The organism is Candidatus Nanosynbacter lyticus, assembly GCF_000803625.1.
In the GTDB taxonomy this organism is placed as follows: domain Bacteria; phylum Patescibacteriota; class Saccharimonadia; order Saccharimonadales; family Saccharimonadaceae; genus Nanosynbacter; species Nanosynbacter lyticus.
This window is the reverse complement of record NZ_CP007496.1, coordinates 246,801-267,602: the sequence shown is the minus strand read 5'-3', so window position 1 is coordinate 267,602 and position 20,802 is coordinate 246,801. Positions and strand designations below refer to the sequence as shown.

19 protein-coding genes and 2 tRNA genes are annotated in these 20,802 nt (G+C 43.1%); 13 read left to right on the top strand and 8 right to left on the bottom strand.

What is annotated here, in order from left to right:
* Window positions 1–47 precede the first annotated feature (47 nt).
* Window positions 48–524: an SsrA-binding protein SmpB gene (gene smpB / locus TM7x_RS01385; RefSeq protein WP_052198803.1), complete on the top strand. Its 477-nt coding sequence runs from the start codon at window positions 48–50 to the stop codon at window positions 522–524.
* Between the two features lie 6 nt (window positions 525–530).
* Here the strand turns inward: smpB and TM7x_RS01380 are convergent, their stop codons facing one another.
* From TM7x_RS01380 to TM7x_RS01370, 3 genes are read right to left on the bottom strand one after another with little or no spacing between them, the layout of a single operon-like run.
* On the bottom strand, window positions 531–1,829 hold the full coding sequence (locus TM7x_RS01380; RefSeq protein ID WP_039327184.1) for a glycosyltransferase: 1,299 nt from the start codon (window positions 1,827–1,829) through the stop codon (window positions 531–533).
* A gap of 16 nt (window positions 1,830–1,845) precedes the next feature.
* Window positions 1,846–2,868, bottom strand: a complete 1,023-nt coding sequence (locus TM7x_RS01375) for a glycosyltransferase family 4 protein (RefSeq protein WP_039327182.1) — start codon at window positions 2,866–2,868, stop codon at window positions 1,846–1,848.
* 19 nt (window positions 2,869–2,887) lie between these two features.
* Window positions 2,888–3,694, bottom strand: a complete 807-nt coding sequence (locus tag TM7x_RS01370) for an alpha/beta hydrolase (RefSeq protein WP_039327180.1) — start codon at window positions 3,692–3,694, stop codon at window positions 2,888–2,890.
* A gap of 30 nt (window positions 3,695–3,724) precedes the next feature.
* On the opposite strand from TM7x_RS01370, the gene TM7x_RS01365 reads away from it, so the two are divergent.
* Together TM7x_RS01365 and TM7x_RS01360 are read left to right on the top strand one after the other, a co-directional pair.
* The gene (locus TM7x_RS01365; protein ID WP_039327178.1) at window positions 3,725–4,525 is read left to right on the top strand and encodes an exodeoxyribonuclease III; all 801 of its coding nucleotides are present in this window, start codon (window positions 3,725–3,727) and stop codon (window positions 4,523–4,525) included.
* A gap of 6 nt (window positions 4,526–4,531) precedes the next feature.
* Complete coding sequence (locus tag TM7x_RS01360) at window positions 4,532–5,314, top strand: carbohydrate kinase family protein (protein WP_230478857.1); 783 nt, start codon at window positions 4,532–4,534, stop codon at window positions 5,312–5,314.
* Window positions 5,315–5,356: 42 nt separating this feature from the next.
* On the opposite strand, the gene TM7x_RS01355 is transcribed toward TM7x_RS01360, so the two are convergent.
* Window positions 5,357–5,443 (bottom strand) — tRNA-Leu (locus tag TM7x_RS01355).
* A 103-nt stretch (window positions 5,444–5,546) separates the two neighbouring features.
* Here TM7x_RS01355 and TM7x_RS01350 point away from each other — a divergent pair.
* Entirely contained in the window at window positions 5,547–6,920 is a 1,374-nt protein-coding gene (locus tag TM7x_RS01350; protein WP_039327175.1) for a sortase, read from the top strand.
* Window positions 6,921–6,928: 8 nt separating this feature from the next.
* On the opposite strand, the gene TM7x_RS01345 is transcribed toward TM7x_RS01350, so the two are convergent.
* Window positions 6,929–8,425: a PEGA domain-containing protein gene (locus TM7x_RS01345; protein ID WP_039327173.1), complete on the bottom strand. Its 1,497-nt coding sequence runs from the start codon at window positions 8,423–8,425 to the stop codon at window positions 6,929–6,931.
* 88 nt (window positions 8,426–8,513) lie between these two features.
* Here TM7x_RS01345 and TM7x_RS01340 point away from each other — a divergent pair, with 88 nt between their 5' ends.
* Genes TM7x_RS01340 through TM7x_RS01320 form a run of 5 tightly spaced genes read left to right on the top strand, consistent with a single transcriptional unit; the run spans window position 8,514 to window position 14,053 of the window.
* Entirely contained in the window at window positions 8,514–9,530 is a 1,017-nt protein-coding gene (locus TM7x_RS01340) for a DUF4367 domain-containing protein (RefSeq protein ID WP_039327172.1), read from the top strand.
* Window positions 9,531–9,559: 29 nt separating this feature from the next.
* Complete coding sequence (gltX, locus tag TM7x_RS01335) at window positions 9,560–11,002, top strand: glutamate--tRNA ligase (protein ID WP_039327169.1); 1,443 nt, start codon at window positions 9,560–9,562, stop codon at window positions 11,000–11,002.
* Window positions 11,003–11,040: 38 nt separating this feature from the next.
* Window positions 11,041–12,147 (top strand): DUF3048 domain-containing protein, encoded by a 1,107-nt coding sequence (locus tag TM7x_RS01330; protein ID WP_052198802.1) that lies wholly within the window; start codon window positions 11,041–11,043, stop codon window positions 12,145–12,147.
* Window positions 12,138–13,661: a sensor histidine kinase gene (locus TM7x_RS01325; protein ID WP_082001331.1), complete on the top strand. Its 1,524-nt coding sequence runs from the start codon at window positions 12,138–12,140 to the stop codon at window positions 13,659–13,661. The genes TM7x_RS01330 and TM7x_RS01325 overlap by 10 nt, the downstream gene beginning before the upstream one ends.
* Before the next feature lie 8 nt (window positions 13,662–13,669).
* Window positions 13,670–14,053 (top strand): response regulator transcription factor, encoded by a 384-nt coding sequence (locus TM7x_RS01320; RefSeq protein ID WP_230478856.1) that lies wholly within the window; start codon window positions 13,670–13,672, stop codon window positions 14,051–14,053.
* A 36-nt stretch (window positions 14,054–14,089) separates the two neighbouring features.
* Here the strand turns inward: TM7x_RS01320 and TM7x_RS01315 are convergent.
* The 3 genes from TM7x_RS01315 to TM7x_RS01305 all read right to left on the bottom strand — a co-directional run bounded on the left by TM7x_RS01315 (window position 14,090) and on the right by TM7x_RS01305 (window position 16,456).
* A tRNA-Glu gene (locus TM7x_RS01315) sits at window positions 14,090–14,164 on the bottom strand.
* Window positions 14,165–14,219: 55 nt separating this feature from the next.
* Window positions 14,220–15,212, bottom strand: a complete 993-nt coding sequence (locus tag TM7x_RS01310) for a hypothetical protein (RefSeq protein WP_039327160.1) — start codon at window positions 15,210–15,212, stop codon at window positions 14,220–14,222.
* A 35-nt stretch (window positions 15,213–15,247) separates the two neighbouring features.
* A complete protein-coding gene (locus TM7x_RS01305; RefSeq protein WP_039327157.1) occupies window positions 15,248–16,456 on the bottom strand; it encodes a hypothetical protein in 1,209 nt (402 codons plus the stop codon).
* A 59-nt stretch (window positions 16,457–16,515) separates the two neighbouring features.
* On the opposite strand from TM7x_RS01305, the gene TM7x_RS01300 reads away from it, so the two are divergent.
* The 4 genes from TM7x_RS01300 to TM7x_RS01285 all read left to right on the top strand — a co-directional run bounded on the left by TM7x_RS01300 (window position 16,516) and on the right by TM7x_RS01285 (window position 20,777).
* Window positions 16,516–18,474 carry an ATP-binding protein gene (locus TM7x_RS01300; RefSeq protein ID WP_039327155.1) on the top strand — a complete coding sequence of 653 codons (1,959 nt, stop codon included), beginning with the start codon at window positions 16,516–16,518 and terminating at the stop codon, window positions 18,472–18,474.
* 52 nt (window positions 18,475–18,526) lie between these two features.
* Entirely contained in the window at window positions 18,527–19,483 is a 957-nt protein-coding gene (locus TM7x_RS03775; protein WP_052198801.1) for a response regulator transcription factor, read from the top strand.
* Window positions 19,480–20,184: a pseudouridine synthase gene (locus tag TM7x_RS01290; RefSeq protein WP_039327152.1), complete on the top strand. Its 705-nt coding sequence runs from the start codon at window positions 19,480–19,482 to the stop codon at window positions 20,182–20,184. Before TM7x_RS03775 ends, TM7x_RS01290 begins: the two co-directional genes overlap by 4 nt.
* 71 nt (window positions 20,185–20,255) lie before the next feature.
* On the top strand, window positions 20,256–20,777 hold the full coding sequence (locus TM7x_RS01285) for a hypothetical protein (RefSeq protein WP_039327150.1): 522 nt from the start codon (window positions 20,256–20,258) through the stop codon (window positions 20,775–20,777).
* The last annotated feature ends 25 nt before the right edge of the window (window positions 20,778–20,802 follow it).

Sequence of the window (20,802 nt, the reverse complement as noted above, 5' to 3'; positions counted from 1 at the left end):
TATAAATTTCTATCTCTACAGGTCATTAAACCTGCTATAATATACCCATGCCAAAGCCAAAAACGAAAAAACCAAACACCCAAGCCGTCATTAACCGACGAGCTCGGTTTGACTATGAGTTGGGCGAAGAAATTGTGGCTGGGCTGGTTTTAACTGGGCTGGAGGTGCGCGCCGCCAGGGAAGGACATGTTCAGTTGAAGGGCGCTTTCGTCAGTTTAAAAAATAACGAGCTATGGCTAAATAACGCTAGTTTTTCGTTACGGCTAAACGTCCGCGGAGAAGCAAACACCCGATCAGTCGATACTTCGGCACGAAAATTATTAGTCAGCAAAAAACAACTTGCCCATTTTACAGATGCCAAAAAGCAAGGCATGACTATTGTGCCGACCAAATTATTGACTAATGGAAAATTTATCAAAGTGGTTATTGCTCTAGCTAGAGGTAAAAAAACCTACGATAAACGCGAGACTATCAAGCGCCGCGATCAAGACAGAGAGGCCAGGCGTCTAATCTCCAATAGATAAAATCTACTACTGATTTTCCCGTATTTCAATCAAATTTTTATAAAGCTTCTCCAGCCTCTTGACCTGACTGCGTTCAGTAAATTTGCTGGCAAGCTTTTTACTTTCAGCACTAAACTCTGCCTGCTTTTTCGGACTCTTTAGAATTGAAATTACCTTTTTGGCAACACTTTCTGGAGTATTTTCTGCAAAATAACCATTGACACCGTCTTTAACTACCTCCGAAACCTCTTTGTCTATAATTACAATCGGCTTACCAGCATGAGCCGCTTCATGAAGAACCCAACCTTGCGTGTCCTTCAGTGAAGGGAAGGTAAATACATTTATCACACCATACGCCACGCCCAAATCTTCACGAGGCATAGCGCCAGTAAATATAATCCTATCTACAAAATCTGTTTCAGCAGCCATCTCTTCCAATTTTTGACGATATTCAAAATCACCGACAAATAGCAGCTTGGACTTCGGCCTGTCTGGGGCGATGAATTTGTTGAATGCTTCGATAAGAATTGGTAGGTTTTTCTCCTCACCCAAGCGCCCAACGAAGCCAAATACCTCATCTTTTTCCCTCAAACCCCATTGTTCTCGAAACTCTTTTATCCGCTCAGACTTTGGCTTCGGAAGGGCGTTGACACCATTTGGCATTAAAGTGATATCGTATCCATAATCTTCCGTTTGCCAAGATTGCAACTGGTCGCGGCTTTTACGCGACAATGCGATAACCGCGTCCGCCTTGCTATATAAAATAGTAATAACACGCTCAATGATATCTTTATTCCATTTTGTCACGCCATTACGCGGACGATAAAGCTTAGCAACCTCTAACAAATCTTGACCATTCAGCTTGACCGATAAGGGAAAAACAATTCCCGCCAAAGCCAGTGCTCCTGGCAGAACCGCCGGATAGTGATCAACAAACTCATATAAATCAGTACAGTGCTGAATAATAAGCGGAATATTATTTTTCTTCGCCACTTTTACACCTAACAATCCAATTTGCGACGGCGTAAAAATATGAACAACGTCCAGATTCATATTGGCAATTTGACGCTGCACCACAGGAGGGAAGAATACCGACGTATCATAATCATCAAAAAACGCTCCTTTAATAGAACGAAAACGAACGATCCGACTATTGTCATCCTCATGCAGAAGTTCCGCCTGCTTGGATGGACTAATAGACTTTGCCGGACAAAAAACGTAAACCTCATGCCCCAAAGCTTCCAGCTCACGCTTCAGAGATTCGACTACATAAACAATCCCATTAATAGACGGCCGGTAACTATCCGTAAAAAGTCCTATCTTCATATTCTCATTATACCATCTATATCAAAGACCGATAAAACTCGACTAGCCGTTCAGCACCAGCACTGCTGTCAAACCTTTTGGCAATTTTCCCAGCTCCAAGACACGCTTTACTATAAGCCTTTTTATCTTTACGAAGTAAATCAATCAAATCCAAGAACTCATCATCTGTTTTTGCCATAACGGCATCACCCTTAAACGTATCATCGTACTGAGGAATATCTCGTAAAATAATCGGTAATCCAGCACCTGCTGCCTCCAATACACACATAGGATGGTTTTCTTGCATAGCAGGAAGGACAAACAAGTCGGCAGCTACATAATAATCTTTAACAGCCTCCAGAGGAATAACACCAGTCACCGTAAGGTTGTCAGGAGCACTTTTTATCATATTTTGCATAGCATGATAGTCTGCTCCTAGATTCTTAAATGGAATGCCTCCTACCCAGAAAAACTTTACATCTGGCATTTTTTTAGCTGCTTTTATCAGAATGTCGAGGCGTTTTCGCGGCTGGACCTGACCATTTCCCATCACTACAAAATCATTATCCTTAAGGTCAAGCTTCTTTCTGGCTAGCTTCTTTTCTGCAGCCGAATGCCTATACCTCGACATATCGATTGTATTGTAAAGAACCTTAGTTTTAGGGACATTCATGTCGTTTATAAGCTCATCGGCAACCATACCAGAGCAGGCCAAAACCAAATCCGCTTTCTTGTAGAAAAATTTCAACCACATCCTACCCAGAGGTTTCCAATATTTGGCGCCCTTAATTGAACCAATAAAACTATCCGGCACAATATGAGCAGAGACTACTTTTTTTCCACCTTTCCTTATCAAATGACGAAAAGAGTAAAGTCCCATAGTCTGAATATGAATAATGTCAGATGGACGCTTAGAGTTTACTTCAATATCAATATCTTTTCTTTTTCGCAGTGCATCTGTAATCTCTTTATAAGCCGTATGCACACCGTGACCCTGAACAGTAAACTCACTTTCAGAAATCATATCAACAATTAGTTTCTTATCAGCCTTCTTACTCATATCTACAGTATAGCAAAATTTATTCTGACAATATTAGTTTCGCTATTAATTCTGGACTGTCCAAAACCGACAAATGACCAGTCTCAAGCTCAACAAATTTATCAATTCTCAGCCCAGACGGTCGGACGGGGCGGGTAATTTTATCAAATCTTCCCACGATCATTCCCGTAAAATCTTTCCCGGAATTAACCGACCTCTCTTTTATGGGAATATCTCGAGCTATTCCTGCTTGCTCCAGGTATTGTCGTGAGGTTACGTTGGTATTTTTTGTCAGCCATTTTACTAGATTTATCGTATTCTTTTGTTTATCTCTCATCAAACATACACCACGCAATACTGAAAAATAATAGTTTAAATAAACATACTGATTTATCCAACGAATATGATACAAGATCGCGGAAGAAATCTTCACTGCAACTGAAGCCTTAATCGGTGGGTTGACGTACCAAATATTGGAACAATTCACCTTACGAGCCGCCAAACAACCCAATGAATGAGTAACCACTACATCAATTTGTAAGTTCTTTTTTCTAAAAGCCACTATCAAGCCTTTCGCCCAATCTTCAATATTTCTAACATCTGTATTTTTAATCAATTGGCTATTGCCATGCGAGGGCAGGTCAACAAATAAAATATTCGCACTATCTTTCAAGAAGTACGCCAGAGGAATCATTCCATGAAAGTCTCCGCCAATGCCATGAATCAACAGGATGGTTTTATCTGAGTTATTATGATGAAAATAGTAAGCAGTCTTTATATCCCCAACATCCATAAAACCACTAGAAATCTCACTTAAAAACTTACTATACACCAGCGGTATATTCATTAAATTATATTACCACGCTATAATAATCATATGAAACTATTCTCCTGGAACGTAAACGGTATTCGCGCAGTCATCAACAAGGGCGAATTTGCGCAATTCATCAATAAGTACAATCCGGATATTTTATGTCTACAAGAAACCAAGGCTGCACGAGACCAAGTTGAAATCGACCTTCCAGATTATCACGAGCATTTCTACTCTGCCGCTAAAAAAGGCTATTCTGGTACGGCAATTTTCTCAAAAATCCCACCGCTGAATTGGCATGATGGATTTCCGCAAAATATAATTGAAAGATTCAATTTAATTGGCGATAAATATGGCGATCCAGCTGACGAAGGGCGGATTATCGCGGCTGAGTTTGATAGTTTTTGGGTGGTTACTTGCTACACACCAAACTCCAAAGGAGACTTGAGTCGACTGGGCTTACGCCATGAAAAATGGGATAAGGCAGTATTGGCTTATCTGCAGGAATTGGAACTGTCAAAGCCGGTACTATACTGCGGAGATATGAACGTGGCGCATAAAGAAATTGACTTAGCAAATCCCAAACCTAATGTTGGCAAACACGGCTTCACCGACGAAGAGCGCGAAGGCTTTCAGAATTATTTGGACGCTGGCTTTATTGATACGTTCCGGGCAGTTTTTCCCGAAAAAACCGGTGCTTATACTTGGTGGACACATTGGGCTAATGCTAGGGCACGCAATGTCGGTTGGCGGATTGACTATTGGTTGGCATCACGTGAAATTGCAAATCACGTCACTAATCCACAAATTCACCCCGAACAAATGGGCAGCGATCACTGTCCGGTGAGTATTGAGGTGGATTTGTAAATGGACATGAAATTTTGGCACAGACAAGAACAAGGCAAACCGCTTTTTCCTGATGTTGAATGGAATAAGCCAGAGCGGCGCGATCAAGCAGGGAAGCTGGGGATTATTGGCGGCAATAAATTGGGATTTTTAGCGGTCGCGGAAAGTTATCAAGAAGCTCTTAAAGCCGGCGTCGGTGAAGCTCGCGTATTACTGCCTGACATATTGAAAAAAAGCGTTCCCGCTGTAATGACCGACGTATTATTTGCACCAACCAACCAATCAGGCAGCCTATCCAACGAAGCCCTAAGTGAAGCTCTAGCCTTAGAAAAATGGGCGGACGTGTTACTACTCTGCGGCGATGCTGGACGCAACAGCCAAACGTCAATTGTCTATGAAGAATTGATAAAAAAGTCAGAAATCCCAGTAGTATTAACAAGAGATGCGATTGACCTGGTCCAGAACGGCCTCCAGGAGATCTTAGATAATCCGCGCGTGGTTTTTGTGGCAAGTCTGGCGCAAGTTCAGAAAATATTCCGCGCCATTTATTACCCAAAGATGATTACTTTTAGCATTCAGCTGGCGCAACTTGTTGAGACACTTCACAAATTTACCATTACATATCCCGTAACAATTTGCGTTTTTCATGCCGACAATTTAATAATCGCTCACAGCGGAGAAGTCGTCACCCAAAAATGGGACGCACCAATGGCAATTTGGCGAGGAACCGTCGGCGCTCGCGCCGCTAGCTACTTGATTTGGTCGCCGAAAGCGCCGCTAGCAGCCATTAGTACTGCTATTTCTTCATAAAAAATCGCCCAAAAGTTGGACGATTAAGCCTGAAGCCATCTCTGGTACCGCGGGCCGGACTTGAACCGGCACGAGCTATTGCTCACCAGATTTTGAGTCTAGCGCGTCTACCAATTCCGCCACCGCGGCACAAGAGAACGCTTCAAACTACCGTACGATTGTAACATAATAGACCCCCGCTCACAAGCACGACTTTTATTTACCGCTGATTTACCGTATAATAAGGTAAGTTATGTATCCGACGGATGATCAATCAAACGGTCGAGTGGGCATGCCGCAATCAGATCAGCGCCGACCTCTTGCGCCGCCAGCTCGTGATCCAGCAGCTTCGCAGAGCGCCGCTGCTGATGTTATTCGTGGACAGCTTGACGCTATCTATGCTCGATCAGAAGATTATCAAGCCACTCCCCAGCAGCCACAACCTCAAACTAAACCGAATGGCAATCCAACCAATGAAACTCGACCTCAATATATTAGCTCGCAGCAGACGCCTCAAGTTCAATCAAATTCCGACCAAAAAGCTAGCTCCGGCCACGCTATGCGAACAGCACCAATCACCCAGGAGACACCAACAGACCAGCCAGAAAAAAAATCAGACACCGTAATAAGCCCAGTCCAGAATAAAACTTCGACTATCCACACCCAAGTTTCAGCCGACCAATGGAAGCAGTATCATAGTGCTTGGCAAAAATACTACCAAATGTACTACGAGCGTTATTATGCTGAAAATATTAATGCAAAAAACCGTGAGATATCTAGGCTAAATAGGGAGAATAGGCATGCAAATTCAGACGCCGACGAGCCCCTAGACCCACAAAAGGTCGCCATAAAAGAGCTTCGTAGTCAAATTCAACAAAAAGTTCGAGATTCCGCCAAGAAGGTCAAAAAATCTCGCCATTTTATCCCGGCGATTGCTGGCCTGTCAGTACTACTAATCTTCATGTTTTTACAATATAATCGCATCATTTTTGGGGCAGTAGCCGCCTACACCACCCCTGGCGCAATTGATCCTCAGAATATTATTGTTGACGCGTCCACAGATGTTACGGTTAGCTCTGAATCTCGGATTATTATTCCTAAAATCAATGTTGATGCTCCAGTGGTTTATGGGGCTGCTAGCGACACAAAATCTCAGTCAGAAGCCATGAGGCGAGGAGTCGCCCACTTCTCAATTCCTGGAGCCAGCGCCGTGCCAGGCCAGGTAGGCAACGCGGTTTTTGCTGCACACTCCAGTAATGATGCCTTTGCTGCAGGCGACTATAAGTTTGTGTTTGCCCAGAATGAAAAACTAGTCAAGGGCGACATCATCTATATGAATTACAACAGTAAGCGCTACACTTATAAAATCACCTCCACCGAGGTCGTCATGCCAAACGAAGTCTCAAAGGTTCAGCTAACTACAGATAAGCCAATGTTGACACTAGTTAGCTGTGTTCCTTTAGGTACGGCAGAGAAGCGCTTATTGATTTTCGCTGAACAGATCAGCCCCGACCCAAATAAAGCCACCGCAACAACTGAACCTAGCACAAGTCAGCCGCAGAATAACAAATCTGCCATCCCAGGAAAACCCGAGCCAACACTTATAGAGAGATTATTCGGTAGGTAAACTAATTGTTAGTTAAATAATCCTATTGAGCCATTGTCCATGTTCATTTTATTCAGGACAAATTTTCCAGACGCGTTAACTGTAACTCCATAGACATAACGCTGGTTAGCTGATAAAACCGAATCCATGCCGCTTTTTACGTCCAGCAAAGTATGTGCGTTAGTGCCGTCAAATTCACGAACCTCCATCTTTCCATTAGCCGATACACTACGGATATAGAAATTATCAAGCCATTTCACCTCTTGCGCAACACCAATATTAAACACCCGAGACAACTCTTTGCGCTCTAAATCGTATGATTGTAACGCTGCACCTTTTTGTGCCACTATAAACCGCCCGGCATTATCCAGGGTCATACTTGTCGTTGCGTTTTCAGTCTTAATGTTTTTTGCAGTCTGTAAAAATTCTTTCTGTCGGTCCTTAGAATCTGATATATTTCCTCTATAAATTGTCATATCCTGACCAACCGCTAAAACTACAGTGTCTTTATTAAAATAGCGAGAGGTCCGAATAATTGGCGTCTTATCTGTGGTGAATTTACCGATAACGAACGGCTCTTTCCAATCCCGCTTCCAAATACCCGCGACTTTTTTGCCGTCAATAATCGACACGTAAGATAGCCGGTCGTCGCCATATAGCTTAAATGATTCTACGCCAGTTAAAATTGGACTAGAAATCGTCGAGCTATCCAGATCAACTCGACGAAGCTCACCGCTCTCCTGCAAAATATATACCGAGTGAGCGCCAGTTCCTGCGAAACTAATTTGCTTCACGCTTAAGCCCGTCATAGTCGTTACGTCGATAATCTTCTCCGGATTTTCTCTGTCAAAAACCAGCCACTGCACGCCCGTGGCATTATTTTCTGCTGGATATGAGTGCTTGACTAAAACGTATCGCGAGTCGCGGTCCCATTCCGCCACCGAAAATACGTGACCATCAGCAGACAGGGAATAGCCAGCCAAGATACTTATACTGAGATTATATTCCGTAAATTTCTCTTTGCCCTTATTGGTGTCGCGGATATCACCGACAGTCATGAATGGAGTTTTATCCTTTGTGCCAAAGCCCATCAAAAAACCACCGTTCGGCGATAATGAGATGGTCTGCACCGAATCAAACGTTTTTACCTCTGTAGTCTCGCGTTTTATCGGAATAAGCCTGGCATAATTCAGATTGGTTACGGTATCAGATTTAATATCCAGCGTCTTCTGCCATGGCTCGTATTCATTTAACTTCATTGCAAATGTATGCTTTCCTGGAAGCACAGTACTCTTTGTTGAGGTCCTACGTAACTCCATATCATCAACATAGACCAACGCTCCGCTTGGATGAGACTCGTATTGGACTAGTCCCGTTTGCTGTAATTCTTTTGTATTAGGATTAAATGTATAGCCAAGCATTCTAAAAGTTAAAAATACCAGAAGAGTAATAAGCGATAATGTCATTAACGTGTACACAAAGGCTCGCCTTGCGAGTTCCTTAGTACGATTTCTTTGTCGATACATAATTACGGAAATTATAACATATTTGCATACTTGAAAAAACCGTAGGCGATTTGTACTATATATACAGGAATAAACATTAGGGGGATTAATGACGAGTAAAAATTATGTAGTCATCAATGGGCGAGCCTACAACACCATAACTGGCATGGTGATGGATGACATTGATGTAAAGAAAACTGAAGTAAAAAAAGTGCAGCCAATCAACAACCGCGGTACCGCAGTATCAAACATCCATGCTAATCACATTCAAAAATCGAGTACTTTAAATCGTCGACATGTTAAGATGCCGCAACGTACAGCACTAGCTGCCAAACCCCAGAAGACCCGTGCTTCTGTACAGCAACATGTTGCCGTAAAGAAATTTGCTACGCCAACAGTCAGCAAGCCAACCCCAGAGAGAATTGTCGTTAATCGCCCAGCTGAAGCTCATCCTGTCATTCGTCGTGCCCAAAACAGAAATCTTAGCGTTAATGGCAAACTACGAAAAGAGCGTCGACCGCTAGATACCAATAATAATCCACTAGTTGCCCCGAAAAAAGTCGAAAAGCCAGCCATAAAAACCGCTAAAGAATTAAAAAATGAGGCTATCGAAAAAGCCTTATCAAATGAAATTACTAGCAATAAAAAAGCTCGACGACGCCAGAAAAAAGGCAGCGCACTACGCTGGTTGAATACCTTTTCTGTTGGTCTTGCGGTAATGCTACTTGGCGGCTATTTGACATATCTAAGTATGCCAAACATTTCCATAAGGATGGCGGCAATTCAGTCAGGAATTGACGCCAAATATCCAGGTTACAAACCAGACGGCTATGCACTAAACGGTCCAATTAAATTCAAATCAGGCGAAGTCAGCATGCGCTATGCCTATGCTGACGGCAGCTCAGCTTACACTATAACCCAACAAAAAAGCAGCTGGAACTCATCAGCCGTCAAGGAATTCTTCTCCGAAAAATATAAATCACCAAATACTACGATGATTGATGGGCTAACAATTTACAGCGGCGGTAAAGAAGCCGCTTGGGTGAACGGCGGAATTTTATACCAGATTAGCGGCGATGCTAATCTCTCTAACGATCAAATCCAGAAAATTGCAACCAGTCTGTAGCATATTAGTTAACGTGATATAATTTATTCATGAATACTAGAACTCGTTTTGCGCCAAGTCCGACTGGCTATATTCACGTCGGCAATGTTCGTACTGCACTATACACCTATCTTGTCGCCCGGAAACATCAGGGTAATTTTATCCTACGCATCGAAGACACCGACCAAGCCAGATTTGTCGACGGAGCGGAGGAGTTGATTCTAAAAACTCTAAATTGGCTGGGGCTAGATTGGGATGAAGGACCAAATCTCGATAGTACAGAAGAGGTTGGCAATTTCGGACCATATCATCAAACAGACCGACGGGAAATTTACCTCAAGTGGGCTAAGAAAATGATTGATGAAGGCTTAGCTTACGCCGATCCGTACACACCAGAACAAGTTCAAGCCTTCCGCGACCAAGCCAAGGCCGAGAAGCGAGCTTTCTTATACCGCGACCATCGGCCAGAAAATCCACCAGAATGGCAGCTGGGTATGCCGCTCCGTTTTAAGGTTCCGGAGATTAAGCGATATTCTTGGCAAGACGCCGTCATGGGTGAATTGTCAGCTGGGCCAGAGGCGCTTGATGATTTTATCCTGATTAAGGCGGACGGGCTGCCGACATATAACTTTGCTCATATCATTGACGATTTTGAGATGAAAATTACCCATGTCATTCGCGGCTCAGAATATATTGCCAGTACGCCCAAATATTTATCTTTGTATGAAGCCCTGAAAATCGAGCCGCCAATTCTGGCGCACGTGCCACACATCATGGCGCCAACTGGCAATAAGAAGCTGGGCAAGCGTGATGGCGCAAAAAGTGTCACCGAGTACCAAAAAGAGGGAATTTTGCCAGAAGCGATGCTGAATTTCTTAGCGCAACTCGGCTGGAACGACGGCACTGAACAAGAGATTTTCAGCAAAGCCGAACTAATAGAAAAGTTCTCACTTGACCGCGTCCAAAAATCAGGCGCACGGTTTGACGAGCAGCGGCTCATTTGGCTAAACGGCCAATGGATTCGCTCACTCGACTTAGACGACCTTTATAATCGATGCGAAGCTTTCTGGGGTGAAGAATCAAACAACGCTAAAGAATCGTATAAAAAACAAGTTTTAGCTCTAGCGCAGGACCGTTTGAAAACATTGCAAGATTTACCAAAATTAACCAACTATTTCTTCACCGAGCCCGAGATTGACGAAGAATTGATTAACGACAATAAGCAACTCCGAAAATTAGCCGAAGAAGAACGGCAGAACCTTTTAAGAGTAGCACGTCAAGAACTCGCTAAAATCACCGACTGGACGCCAGAATCAATCCAAAATTGCCTAAACGGACTACTGGAAACGACATGCCAAAAACCCGGTATTCTCTTTAGTCTGGTTCGAATCGTGACTACCTGGGCGCAGTTTAGCCCACAACTAAACGACACGCTGGCGCTAATTGGCCAGGAAAAAACTCTGCAAAGAATTGATAATTATCTACAAAAATAGTTTATTCATGCGCCGAAAATGCTATACTAAGCATAAGCATGAATATAGAAAAATTAGATAAATCTGGACGAAAAAAGGAATCCCGCCGGAAACAGATAAAAGAGTGGGCAAAAAAACACATTTTAGCAATTGCACTAATTTCCAGTGCGGTAGTTATTACTGGAGTTTTTCTAATTGCTATTTATTCCATAAAATATGAGCAGACTGCCAGTACAGATTTACAAATACCAAAGAAAAAAGCTACACCAAAAAAGTTTTACTCACCCCTAACTGGTATAGAAGTAGCTGATGAAAACGCCACAAAGCAGCCCGTTACTGGAGTGATGATAGAGAACAGCCCGGCCGCTCGGCCACAATCTGGCTTGAAAAAAGCTGGTGTGATTTACGAGGCAGTAGCAGAGGGTGGTATAACTAGATTTATAGCCCTATATCAAGGAGAAAAGCCAGCGCTAATCGGGCCCGTCAGAAGCCTGAGGCTATATTACCTCAGTTGGGCAGCATCGTATCAAGCCTCGGTCGCCCACGTTGGCGGCAGCCCTAATGCACTAGCTCAGGTCAGAAATGGTAGCTACCGCGACATCGATCAATTCTTTAATGGCGGCTATTACTGGCGAGTCCGCGACCGTTACGCGCCGCATAACATCTACACATCAGGAGAAAGAATAGACCAATTAAACAGCGCTAAGGGATACATCAAATCCGAATTCACTAGCTTCACCCGCACGGACGGAAAACCAGCCGAGACACCAAATGCCACAAAAATAGCTATAAACCTCAGCGGATACTCCTACAACACCTCATACACTTACCATAAAGAATCAAATTCTTACGTCAGGAGTATGGCTGGCGCACCACACACTGATCGTGAAGACGGGCAAATTGCCCCAAAGGTCGTAGTCGCCATAGAAGTCGGCGTCGAAGCTCGCGCTCAAAATTCCGACGGCTACGAGGACGCCAAAACCACTGGTAGCGGCAAAGCCTATATTTTCCAAAACGGCATGGTCACTACTGCAACTTGGTCAAAGGCAGACATCAATTCACCCCTGAAATTGACTGACGAATCCGGGAAGAATATTGCCTTGAATCGCGGTCAGACTTGGATCGCAGCCTTCACTCCAGGTAGGGGAGGCGTTTCATGGCAATAGACCCAAAATCCAAAACCCTAAGAGAATACAAACAATATTACTATCAAAAAGTCATACTCGTATTATTGTCAGCAAATGCCTGCGTGATACTAGGACTAGCCACTACTCTTCATCTCACAGGATTATCTATTTCTCATCTAAACTTCTGGATTATCGTCCTCATAACAGCGATCTTACAGATTATATCCTCAATTTCCATCGTTAAAATTATCACCGCTCCGCTTAATAAAATATTAGCCGCTTTGTCTCATAAGATTGGCGAGCTAACCACCGATACTCCACCCCGACCCAATGACAAACGTTACGAAAAAACTGGATTTAAGACCGCCCTTCAGGCAATTTATGGCGACTACCAACCAGAAAAAAAGCCCACATCTACAGATAATCTAAAAACTCCGCTCGTTCAAGGCCTCAACCAAACCAGCACCGGCGTCATCATACTTGATAAAAATCAAAAAATTATCTTTGCTAATTCCGCCGCGCCGATTTCTCGAAACTCCAATGGCGAAGATTTTTTGGCGCTAGACTTCATCAACGAACCAACAATTTCCGACTGGCTCCACGAGATTTCTAACGAAAAAATTAAAGCAGAACGACGTTGGCGCCGTATCAGCACTAACCCCGATATCATCCAAAATTCACGCATTTTTGATGTTGTGGCCTCATTTGAAAAAGGCACTGTTGCAGAGACTGTTATTTTCCTCATCGATAAGTCTGACAATTATTTACCAGAAGAAGAGGACCTTAATTTCATATCATTTGCCGCCCATGAGCTTCGTGGTCCGATTACTGTTATTCGAGGCTATCTGGATATTATCACTGAAGAATTTGCTGGGCGACTGCAGGGTGACGAGCAACAGCTGCTTGAAAGGTTAACGGTGTCTGCTAACCGCCTATCAAGCTACGTCGACAATATCCTTAATGTAGCACGATTTGATAGACATCATCTGAAGGTCTACCTCCTGGAAGATACCGTTTCGAATATTTACGCCTCAATCTCTGACGATATGCAGCTACGTGCCTCGACCCAGCACCGCCTACTTAGTGTCAATATTCCAGAAGATTTACCGACTGTGGCTGCTGATCATGGCAGCATCGGGGAAGTAATCGGTAATCTAATTGATAACGCTATTAAATATAGTTTTGAGGGCGGATCCGTGACCGTCTCGGCAGAGAAAAAGGGTGACTTCGTAGAAATATCCGTAGCTGACAACGGAATTGGAATGCCCGCTAACGTTGTAAATAATCTATTCCACAAGTTTTACCGCTCACATCGATCACGTGAAGCTGTAGCCGGCACGGGTATTGGCCTTTACATTTGCAAGGCTTTCGTAGAATCGCATGGCGGTTCGATTACTGCTCGCTCCCGTGAGAATGAAGGCTCAGTTTTCTCATTTACCCTACCAATTTACGCCACAGTTAAAGATAAATTGCTAGAAGACGGCCAATTAAATAATCAATTGATACGAAAGGGCGGCGGCTGGATAAAAAATCACGCCATGTACAAGGGTTAGGAGGAATTATGATAAAGACAATTTTATGCGTAGAAGATGACCGATTTATTGGCGAAATGTATGTCAGAAGTCTGCAAAAAGCCGGCTATGATGTAACATGGGTGGTTGACGGCAATGATGGGCTGGTAGCAGCGCGTAATCAGCAATTTGATCTAATTATTCTGGACTTGATGCTGCCAGAGCAGCGCGGTGATCAGATTTTAAATTCACTCCGTAATAATGATGTCGATCTAATCCCAAATAGCAAGGTGCTGATTATGACTAATTTCGAGCAAGATGAGTCTTCTCGCAAGTCTGTGATGGGTCGCGTCGATGGCTATCTGATTAAAGCCGACATTACGCCACGCAACCTCATTGAAGTCGTTAAGCAGATGGACAATGATAAATCATAAATAAAAAAGACGGAAAAAGCTCCGCCAAAATATTTTTGGTGACCCCACCGGGAATCGAACCCGGGTTGCCAGGATGAGAACCTGGTGTCCTAACCGCTAGACGATAGGGCCGTAACTCCATGGATTATACCATAGAAAGGGAGGGTTTGTCTACTTTTTCTCTATGTTAGACGTCGACTTTTTTATGATAAGACAGCATAGCCCAAGAGCTATATATTAAAACGACCAGAAAAATAACAATAGGAGAGAAATTAAAATTGATCATATCAATAGTCGACAAGACCTTTACGATGAATACGTCTTTATTGGCAATGGGGAAAAATAGCCCGAATCGTAAGAAAACGACTAATACATAAAATATGACCGTCGCACGTCCAATGGCAGTCAAGACTTTTGAAACTTTATCAGTAATCCAATATCGTCCAGTTTTATACCAATAGATTGAAATGCAAGCAAGCATTAATATATACAATCCTAATGCTTCTAATATATAGCCCAAAGGACCAGCAAACGACTTAAGTATACCCAATAAGGTACTAGTGGAACCCACCGAGATGAGACAAATTATCACAAAGACCGCAGTTCGCCTAAGAGCCTTATTCTTCATATCTTTAGTAGGACGTACATCAACACGCTGCCACTCATCCATATCCTCCTCGCGCGGAAACGAACTATTTGCTAATAGGTCAATTATATCCATAGGCGTCGGCAAAGAACAGCTCAACAGCTCAACAGAAAAGATGATTACAGGAAAAAGCACCAAGACATCTACTGGTATAGACTTACCGTATAACCAAAGTGCCATAAAAACTATTACCGACAACACAGAAGAGTAGATTACCGCCCTTGGGCTATCCTTTACCATTTTGTTAACATTTTGATAATCACCACCCCTATACCACCTAATCATAAAACTAATCAGTAACAGAGAGCTAGCCATAGATGTAGTCAGAATGATTTCTGTCAAGAAAAGGACGTATCTGTCATACTGCCCTAATCCTCGCACTGACACGTAAACCCCCAATAGTATAATGATAGTAAATATTATAGAAAAGAGTACAACACGGTTGAAGGCTCTCTTTTTCTCCGTATTGCCATAGTTTGGTGCATTGCTTACGTCGGGATTATTGTTTCGGTTATTATATTGATCATTATTCATAGAATTATTCTCCTGACTATTATATTTTCAAATTATTATCCTATCGCAATTAATAACGGAATCAGTATTGCAAGCAAGACGATAATCGCAATAATGGTAATGATCATAGGCTTGATCCACTTATATGAAAGTGGTTGATTCTCGTAATGCTCCGCATAATCTAAATGACGTTTTTCTACGTTCTCTTCAATAGACTTTATGCGACGACCTCCTATATAACACGACGCTGTAATCCAAGAGACATACGCTAGCGCCACCAGCGGGCTGATTAAGGCAATAAATTTAAAAAACAAGAACATCAAAGATATAGGAAGCCATATTATTGAATATTTATCTTCCATATCAGCTGACGGGCTCAAGAAAGACATAATCGTGTAAAAAATTATAGCGGTAAAAAATGAGTTAACTAATTTGCCGTTTTTCACTAGATAATTCGCAATCCAATACCGCCCAGATTGATACCAATAAATCGAAATACAGATAAGCATCCCTATAATCATAGCCGCAATAGGAAATATGACCTCAACGAGCGACGCTAATCCAGCACCAGCATATAGTACATCACGACTATCAAATACAACAATAGCAAAAAACACCGGCACAAGAAGACAGAGAATTATGTAAATTATGGTATATAAAAGGGCGTGTTTTTTCTCTATTTTTCCATCAGTAATCGACATATTAATGGCATATCGTCGCACCGACTCTTCATTAATAATCTCCAGAGCGGAAGCAAAAGCGGCGACAGGAGAGAGAAGGAGTGTGAATATTGTCATAGGTCTATCAGACCCCCAGAGCAACGTTAAGAATATCACTACAGCTATTGCAGCATAAAAAGCAGCCTTGGGACTATTCTTCACCGCCCGGTCGATGAAATGGTAGCGCCCTTTTTTATATTGTATGATCATAGATCCAGCCAAAAGCAGAGAGCTATATATAACGCCAATGACCAAAAATTCAGTAGCTAAGAAAACGCTATAATTCCCAAAATTATCACCACGATTACTTAACCCTTGCCCAAAAATATAAATCCCCGCAAATATCGCAATAACAGAAATAATCACATAAAATACTGCATACTTAAATGCTTTATTCTTATCCATACTCTTATCAAACGAAGGACCCGTGGCTGTTGAGGATTCCATAGAAGTTTGTTGATCTTTTACATTTCCAGCATTAGGCAGGGTGGGCGATTCATTATTTGTGAGATTATCATTTTGATTCCGATCCAAATCATTATTCATGCAATTACTATACCACATAACTCTTGAGATTTTCCTGAAAATTCGCCATAATAAAAGGTATGAAAAAGGGCGGGATTTGCTGTAAGCCTCACACAATTTCCAGATTTTGGTTAAGGCGGTTGTGTGAAGTAGCACTATTAAGTTGTTTTACGATTATTCTGTTATACGCATGGGCAAGGTTTATTCCTACAGGCTATCAACTGCCGATAGGCCTATCCGTCTCTGACAAAGCGGCTGGAGTAGCAGCAATCGGTAGCTTAATTATGCTTATTCTATGTTTCTGGCTGCCTAAAAAACACGAAACCAGTGTCGGTATTTTTGTATATTTATTAACCGTCGCCGTAAGCGCCGTCACCATCATTACTAGTGGTGGCGTCGTCTCGCCATTTTTAGCGATGTGGATCATTGTGGCAATTTTCGCTGGATTCTTTGGTATAGCTATTCTAGGCATAATGGCGCTTCTGGTAGTCTTGCAAATCATCGCCTTCGTCACCCAGAGTGGCATAAATACGCAGTTTATCATTGGACATATATTTTTTGGATTCCTGCCTCTAATATTTAGTCTTATTCTCTGGGGTCGCCGCCAGCAGAGTGATAATAGTGTGTCTAACCTAGAGAATAAGCTCTCTGCCGTTGAAGGTAAATCTGATGTAGTTATCAATGCTATCAATGACGGCGTTCTGGCTATTTCTAAAGACGGCAATATTGAACTAATCAACCCATCAGCTCAACAAATTATCGGCTGGGAGCAAGGCGACGCGCTTGGGCTGAATTGGAAAAGCGTTCTGAAACTGGTTGCTTCAGATGGCAAGGAAGTTGACGAGCTTGAAAATCCAATCTCTCAATCTTTATCTAAAAACCAGCCAGCCCACAGTGATAAATTCTTCCTATTAACCAGTTCCGAAAAACGAATCCTTGTTTCAGTAGTCAGCTCTCCGGTTGGCACAGACGGAGAAGGGGTTATTGTGGTATTCCGAGACATTACCAAAGAAAAGGCCGAAGAACGTGAGCAGGCTGAATTCATTTCTACCGCCAGCCACGAGATGCGCACACCAGTTGCCTCCATTGAAGGGTATTTGGGATTAGCCTTAAATCCAGCCACTGCCAATATCGACGAAAAAGCGCGCGACTTCATCACTAAAGCCCACGAATCAGCGCAGCATCTGGGTCGGCTATTTCAAGACCTACTTGACATTAGTAAAGTAGAAGACGGCCGAATGAAAAATAATCCAAAGATTATCAATATCAATGAATTCCTGAAAGAAATTTTTGAAGGACTAGCGCCAAAAGCCAACGAAAAGCAGCTAAATTATATCTTTGCTCCAGACACGATTGACGAAGGTAAAGAAAAATCGCTACAGCCAATATTCTATGCTAATATTGACCCTGACCATTTTAGGGAGGTTGCTAGTAATCTTATAGAAAACGCCATCAAATACACGCCATCTGGAGATGTCACCGTAGATATAACTGGTGACGATAAGCAAATCTCTATAAGCGTTAAAGATAGCGGCATAGGCATTCCCGCCGAGGACATTCCGCATTTATTCCAGAAATTTTATCGCGTTGACAATTCTGACACCCGCGAAATTGGTGGTACCGGCTTGGGGCTGTACTTAAGCCGCCGCTTAGCTGAAACAATGTCAGGCAACTTACGTGTTGAGAGTAAATATAAAGAGGGCAGTACATTTTACCTAGAAATTCCACGAGTCAGTAGCGCGGAAGCTACTCAGCGTTTGGAGAACATAAACGCAGAATCCTCAGACCAAGCAGACCCATCTCCCGCTACCGCTGAAAATATTGAAATTAAGCCTGAAAATCGGCCGGAAGAATCTATTATTGAATCTCCAGATATTACCAACGGCGCAGTTTCTGCTCAGGTGTCGGCTACACCCAGCCCAGAACCTCAAACGGCAAATCTACAAGCACCTAAAACTTCTACCGAGCCAACCCTGGCTGAAATTGAAGAAGAGATAAAGAGAAACCGGCAGCAGCTATCAGTTCCTGGTCGCGAATAATAGCCATAAGTACTATAGATTTTTTGTCAAAACTCCAGTATAGTATAGGTATATGACAAAAATTTTATTGGTCGAGGACGACAAAAGCTTACGTGAGATTTACGGCGTGCGGCTTTTGGCGGAGGGCTACGATATCGTTTCGGCGGGCGACGGCGAAGAAGCTCTGGCCATGGCAATCAAAGAACGTCCGCAATTGATCTTAAGTGACGTGATGATGCCAAAGATTTCCGGCTTTGATATGCTAGACATTCTGCGCTCAACGACAGAAACAAAAGACGTAAAAGTAATCATCATGACAGCCCTATCTTCAGAGGACCAGCGAAAGCGTGGCGAACAGCTTGGAGCTGATCGATATTTGGTTAAATCTCAAGTGGGCATTGAAGATGTTGTCAGGGCAGTCCATGAGGCTTTAGGCGATTTGCCTGGTGTCGGAACAAATCCCGTACCAGTTTCACAGCCAGCTCCTGCACATACGCCAGAGCCACAAGCTCCAGCACCACAACCAATAACTAGACCCGACGTGTCTTCATTGTCTCCACAACCACAGACCGCTCCAACTATCACACCAACATTACCTACAGCAAATCAGTTTGCACAACAAACACAGCAAACCTATCAGTCACAAGCTCAAGCACCGCAACCAGTTCAGCAGCCAACACCAGTAGCTATGCCGACACCGCCAGCACAGCCAACAACATTACCGCAACCTACAGCGCCTTTCTCTTCGTCGGTGCCGCGCCCATCTGGACTAGGTGACCGCATTATCCAACCGCTACCCGCTGACAGTTCGCAAAATTCTGTTGATATCTCTCAGCTCATGGCTAGGGAATTAGACGCTAATCCAGCATCAATAGCCCAGCCGGCAAACCCAGTCACGCCACCCCAGGTCGCCCAGACACCTGTTGAGCCTCAGGTTGGCGCAGAAGTAGCCCAACCACAGACCGCTCCCGTGCAAACGCCAGAAGCCTCACAACTACCACAACCTCCATCAATAACTCCAGAGCAATGACAGACTCTCACAACGACCAAAACTCTTGGCGCCTTAATAAATTTGTGGCGCTAAGTTTGGGTGTTTCTCGCCGTAAGGCTGACGAACTAATCGAGAAAGGGAAGATCATAGTTGACGGGCAGCCAGCCAGATTAGGACAGCAGATTTCTAGCACAAATCAGATTACCTACAATAGTCAAACTTTAGAAATTCAGCCAAAGAAGCTGATCGTTCTGCATAAACCCACAGGCTATCTCTGCTCACGTGCCTCCCAGGGCGGCGTGCCAACAATTTACAAGCTCTTGCCAAAACACCTCCATCACCTCAAACCCGTCGGTCGCTTGGACAAAGACAGCTCTGGCCTAATTCTACTCACCAATGACGGTGATTTTGCGCATAGCATGACACACCCGTCTTTCTATAAGATTAAGCGCTACTTAGTTACAATTGACAAGCCGCTGCAGCCTCTCCATCGGCAGATGATTAATGATTTTGGCGTGCAGCTACCAGACGGACCCAGTCAATTAACCCTCGAAAGACAGCATGATGGCGATGACTACCGCTGGATAGTTCAGATGAGCGAAGGGCGCAATCGTCAAATCCGCCGTACGTTTGACGTACTAGGCTACACCGTCAAGAAACTCCATCGTACGGATTTTGGGAAATATTCCCTCGGAGAACTTAGGAGGGGTGAGTGGAAGGAAGAACAAATCTCCAACTAGCCTATTTACATTTGATAAAAAACATTGTAGAATATCTTCTGTATTTAAATTTATAAAAAGAATAACTTATCATGAAATCACCAGAATCACCGCGGAAAGAGACAGACATAAGCCACGGACAGGCCGCAGAAGCTTGGTTGGACCTACAAACATTAACGCCAGAAATTGACTCCATAAAAGAAAGGCGCGAGAGTATTTTAGAATTGTGTTCAGGAAGCAAAAATAAATCTCTTCCTGAAATAATAAATGAACAGGTCTCTGATTATGGTAGGGTAATAGTAGGTTTAGAAAATATTGCAGAAAAACTTAATCTAGAAACATTACCCACAGTAAAACAAGACTACTACTGTATACATAATTCTGAAAATCACTACTATATACTCATACACAGACAATCCTTAGCCATATATATTGCTGACTTTCCAAACAATACCCAAGCCGTCAATAATGCTGAAATGGGGGATCTGTCGATGAGGAAGTTTAAGCACGACAGCTCAAACTATATATTTGACTATTTGAAAATAGAGAGCTCATGCAGCCGCTGGCTTAATCATCGCCTCAAAGATATTAAGTCTAAGATATTACACAACTAATAGCCACCAACAACCGCCTCCTCGC

Excerpts from the sequence above, each read along its gene's own strand:
- smpB (WP_052198803.1), top strand. The coding sequence starts at position 48 with ATGCCAAAGCCAAAAACGAAAAAACCAAACACCCAAGCCGTCATTAAC.
- TM7x_RS01380 (WP_039327184.1), bottom strand. The coding sequence starts at position 1,829 with ATGAAGATAGGACTTTTTACGGATAGTTACCGGCCGTCTATTAATGGG.
- TM7x_RS01375 (WP_039327182.1), bottom strand. The coding sequence starts at position 2,868 with ATGAGTAAGAAGGCTGATAAGAAACTAATTGTTGATATGATTTCTGAA.
- TM7x_RS01370 (WP_039327180.1), bottom strand. The coding sequence starts at position 3,694 with ATGAATATACCGCTGGTGTATAGTAAGTTTTTAAGTGAGATTTCTAGT.
- TM7x_RS01365 (WP_039327178.1), top strand. The coding sequence starts at position 3,725 with ATGAAACTATTCTCCTGGAACGTAAACGGTATTCGCGCAGTCATCAAC.
- TM7x_RS01360 (WP_230478857.1), top strand. The coding sequence starts at position 4,532 with ATGAAATTTTGGCACAGACAAGAACAAGGCAAACCGCTTTTTCCTGAT.
- TM7x_RS01350 (WP_039327175.1), top strand. The coding sequence starts at position 5,547 with ATGTATCCGACGGATGATCAATCAAACGGTCGAGTGGGCATGCCGCAA.
- TM7x_RS01345 (WP_039327173.1), bottom strand. The coding sequence starts at position 8,425 with ATGTATCGACAAAGAAATCGTACTAAGGAACTCGCAAGGCGAGCCTTT.
- TM7x_RS01340 (WP_039327172.1), top strand. The coding sequence starts at position 8,514 with ATGACGAGTAAAAATTATGTAGTCATCAATGGGCGAGCCTACAACACC.
- gltX (WP_039327169.1), top strand. The coding sequence starts at position 9,560 with ATGAATACTAGAACTCGTTTTGCGCCAAGTCCGACTGGCTATATTCAC.
- TM7x_RS01330 (WP_052198802.1), top strand. The coding sequence starts at position 11,041 with ATGAATATAGAAAAATTAGATAAATCTGGACGAAAAAAGGAATCCCGC.
- TM7x_RS01325 (WP_082001331.1), top strand. The coding sequence starts at position 12,138 with ATGGCAATAGACCCAAAATCCAAAACCCTAAGAGAATACAAACAATAT.
- TM7x_RS01320 (WP_230478856.1), top strand. The coding sequence starts at position 13,670 with ATGATAAAGACAATTTTATGCGTAGAAGATGACCGATTTATTGGCGAA.
- TM7x_RS01310 (WP_039327160.1), bottom strand. The coding sequence starts at position 15,212 with ATGAATAATGATCAATATAATAACCGAAACAATAATCCCGACGTAAGC.
- TM7x_RS01305 (WP_039327157.1), bottom strand. The coding sequence starts at position 16,456 with ATGAATAATGATTTGGATCGGAATCAAAATGATAATCTCACAAATAAT.
- TM7x_RS01300 (WP_039327155.1), top strand. The coding sequence starts at position 16,516 with ATGAAAAAGGGCGGGATTTGCTGTAAGCCTCACACAATTTCCAGATTT.
- TM7x_RS03775 (WP_052198801.1), top strand. The coding sequence starts at position 18,527 with ATGACAAAAATTTTATTGGTCGAGGACGACAAAAGCTTACGTGAGATT.
- TM7x_RS01290 (WP_039327152.1), top strand. The coding sequence starts at position 19,480 with ATGACAGACTCTCACAACGACCAAAACTCTTGGCGCCTTAATAAATTT.
- TM7x_RS01285 (WP_039327150.1), top strand. The coding sequence starts at position 20,256 with ATGAAATCACCAGAATCACCGCGGAAAGAGACAGACATAAGCCACGGA.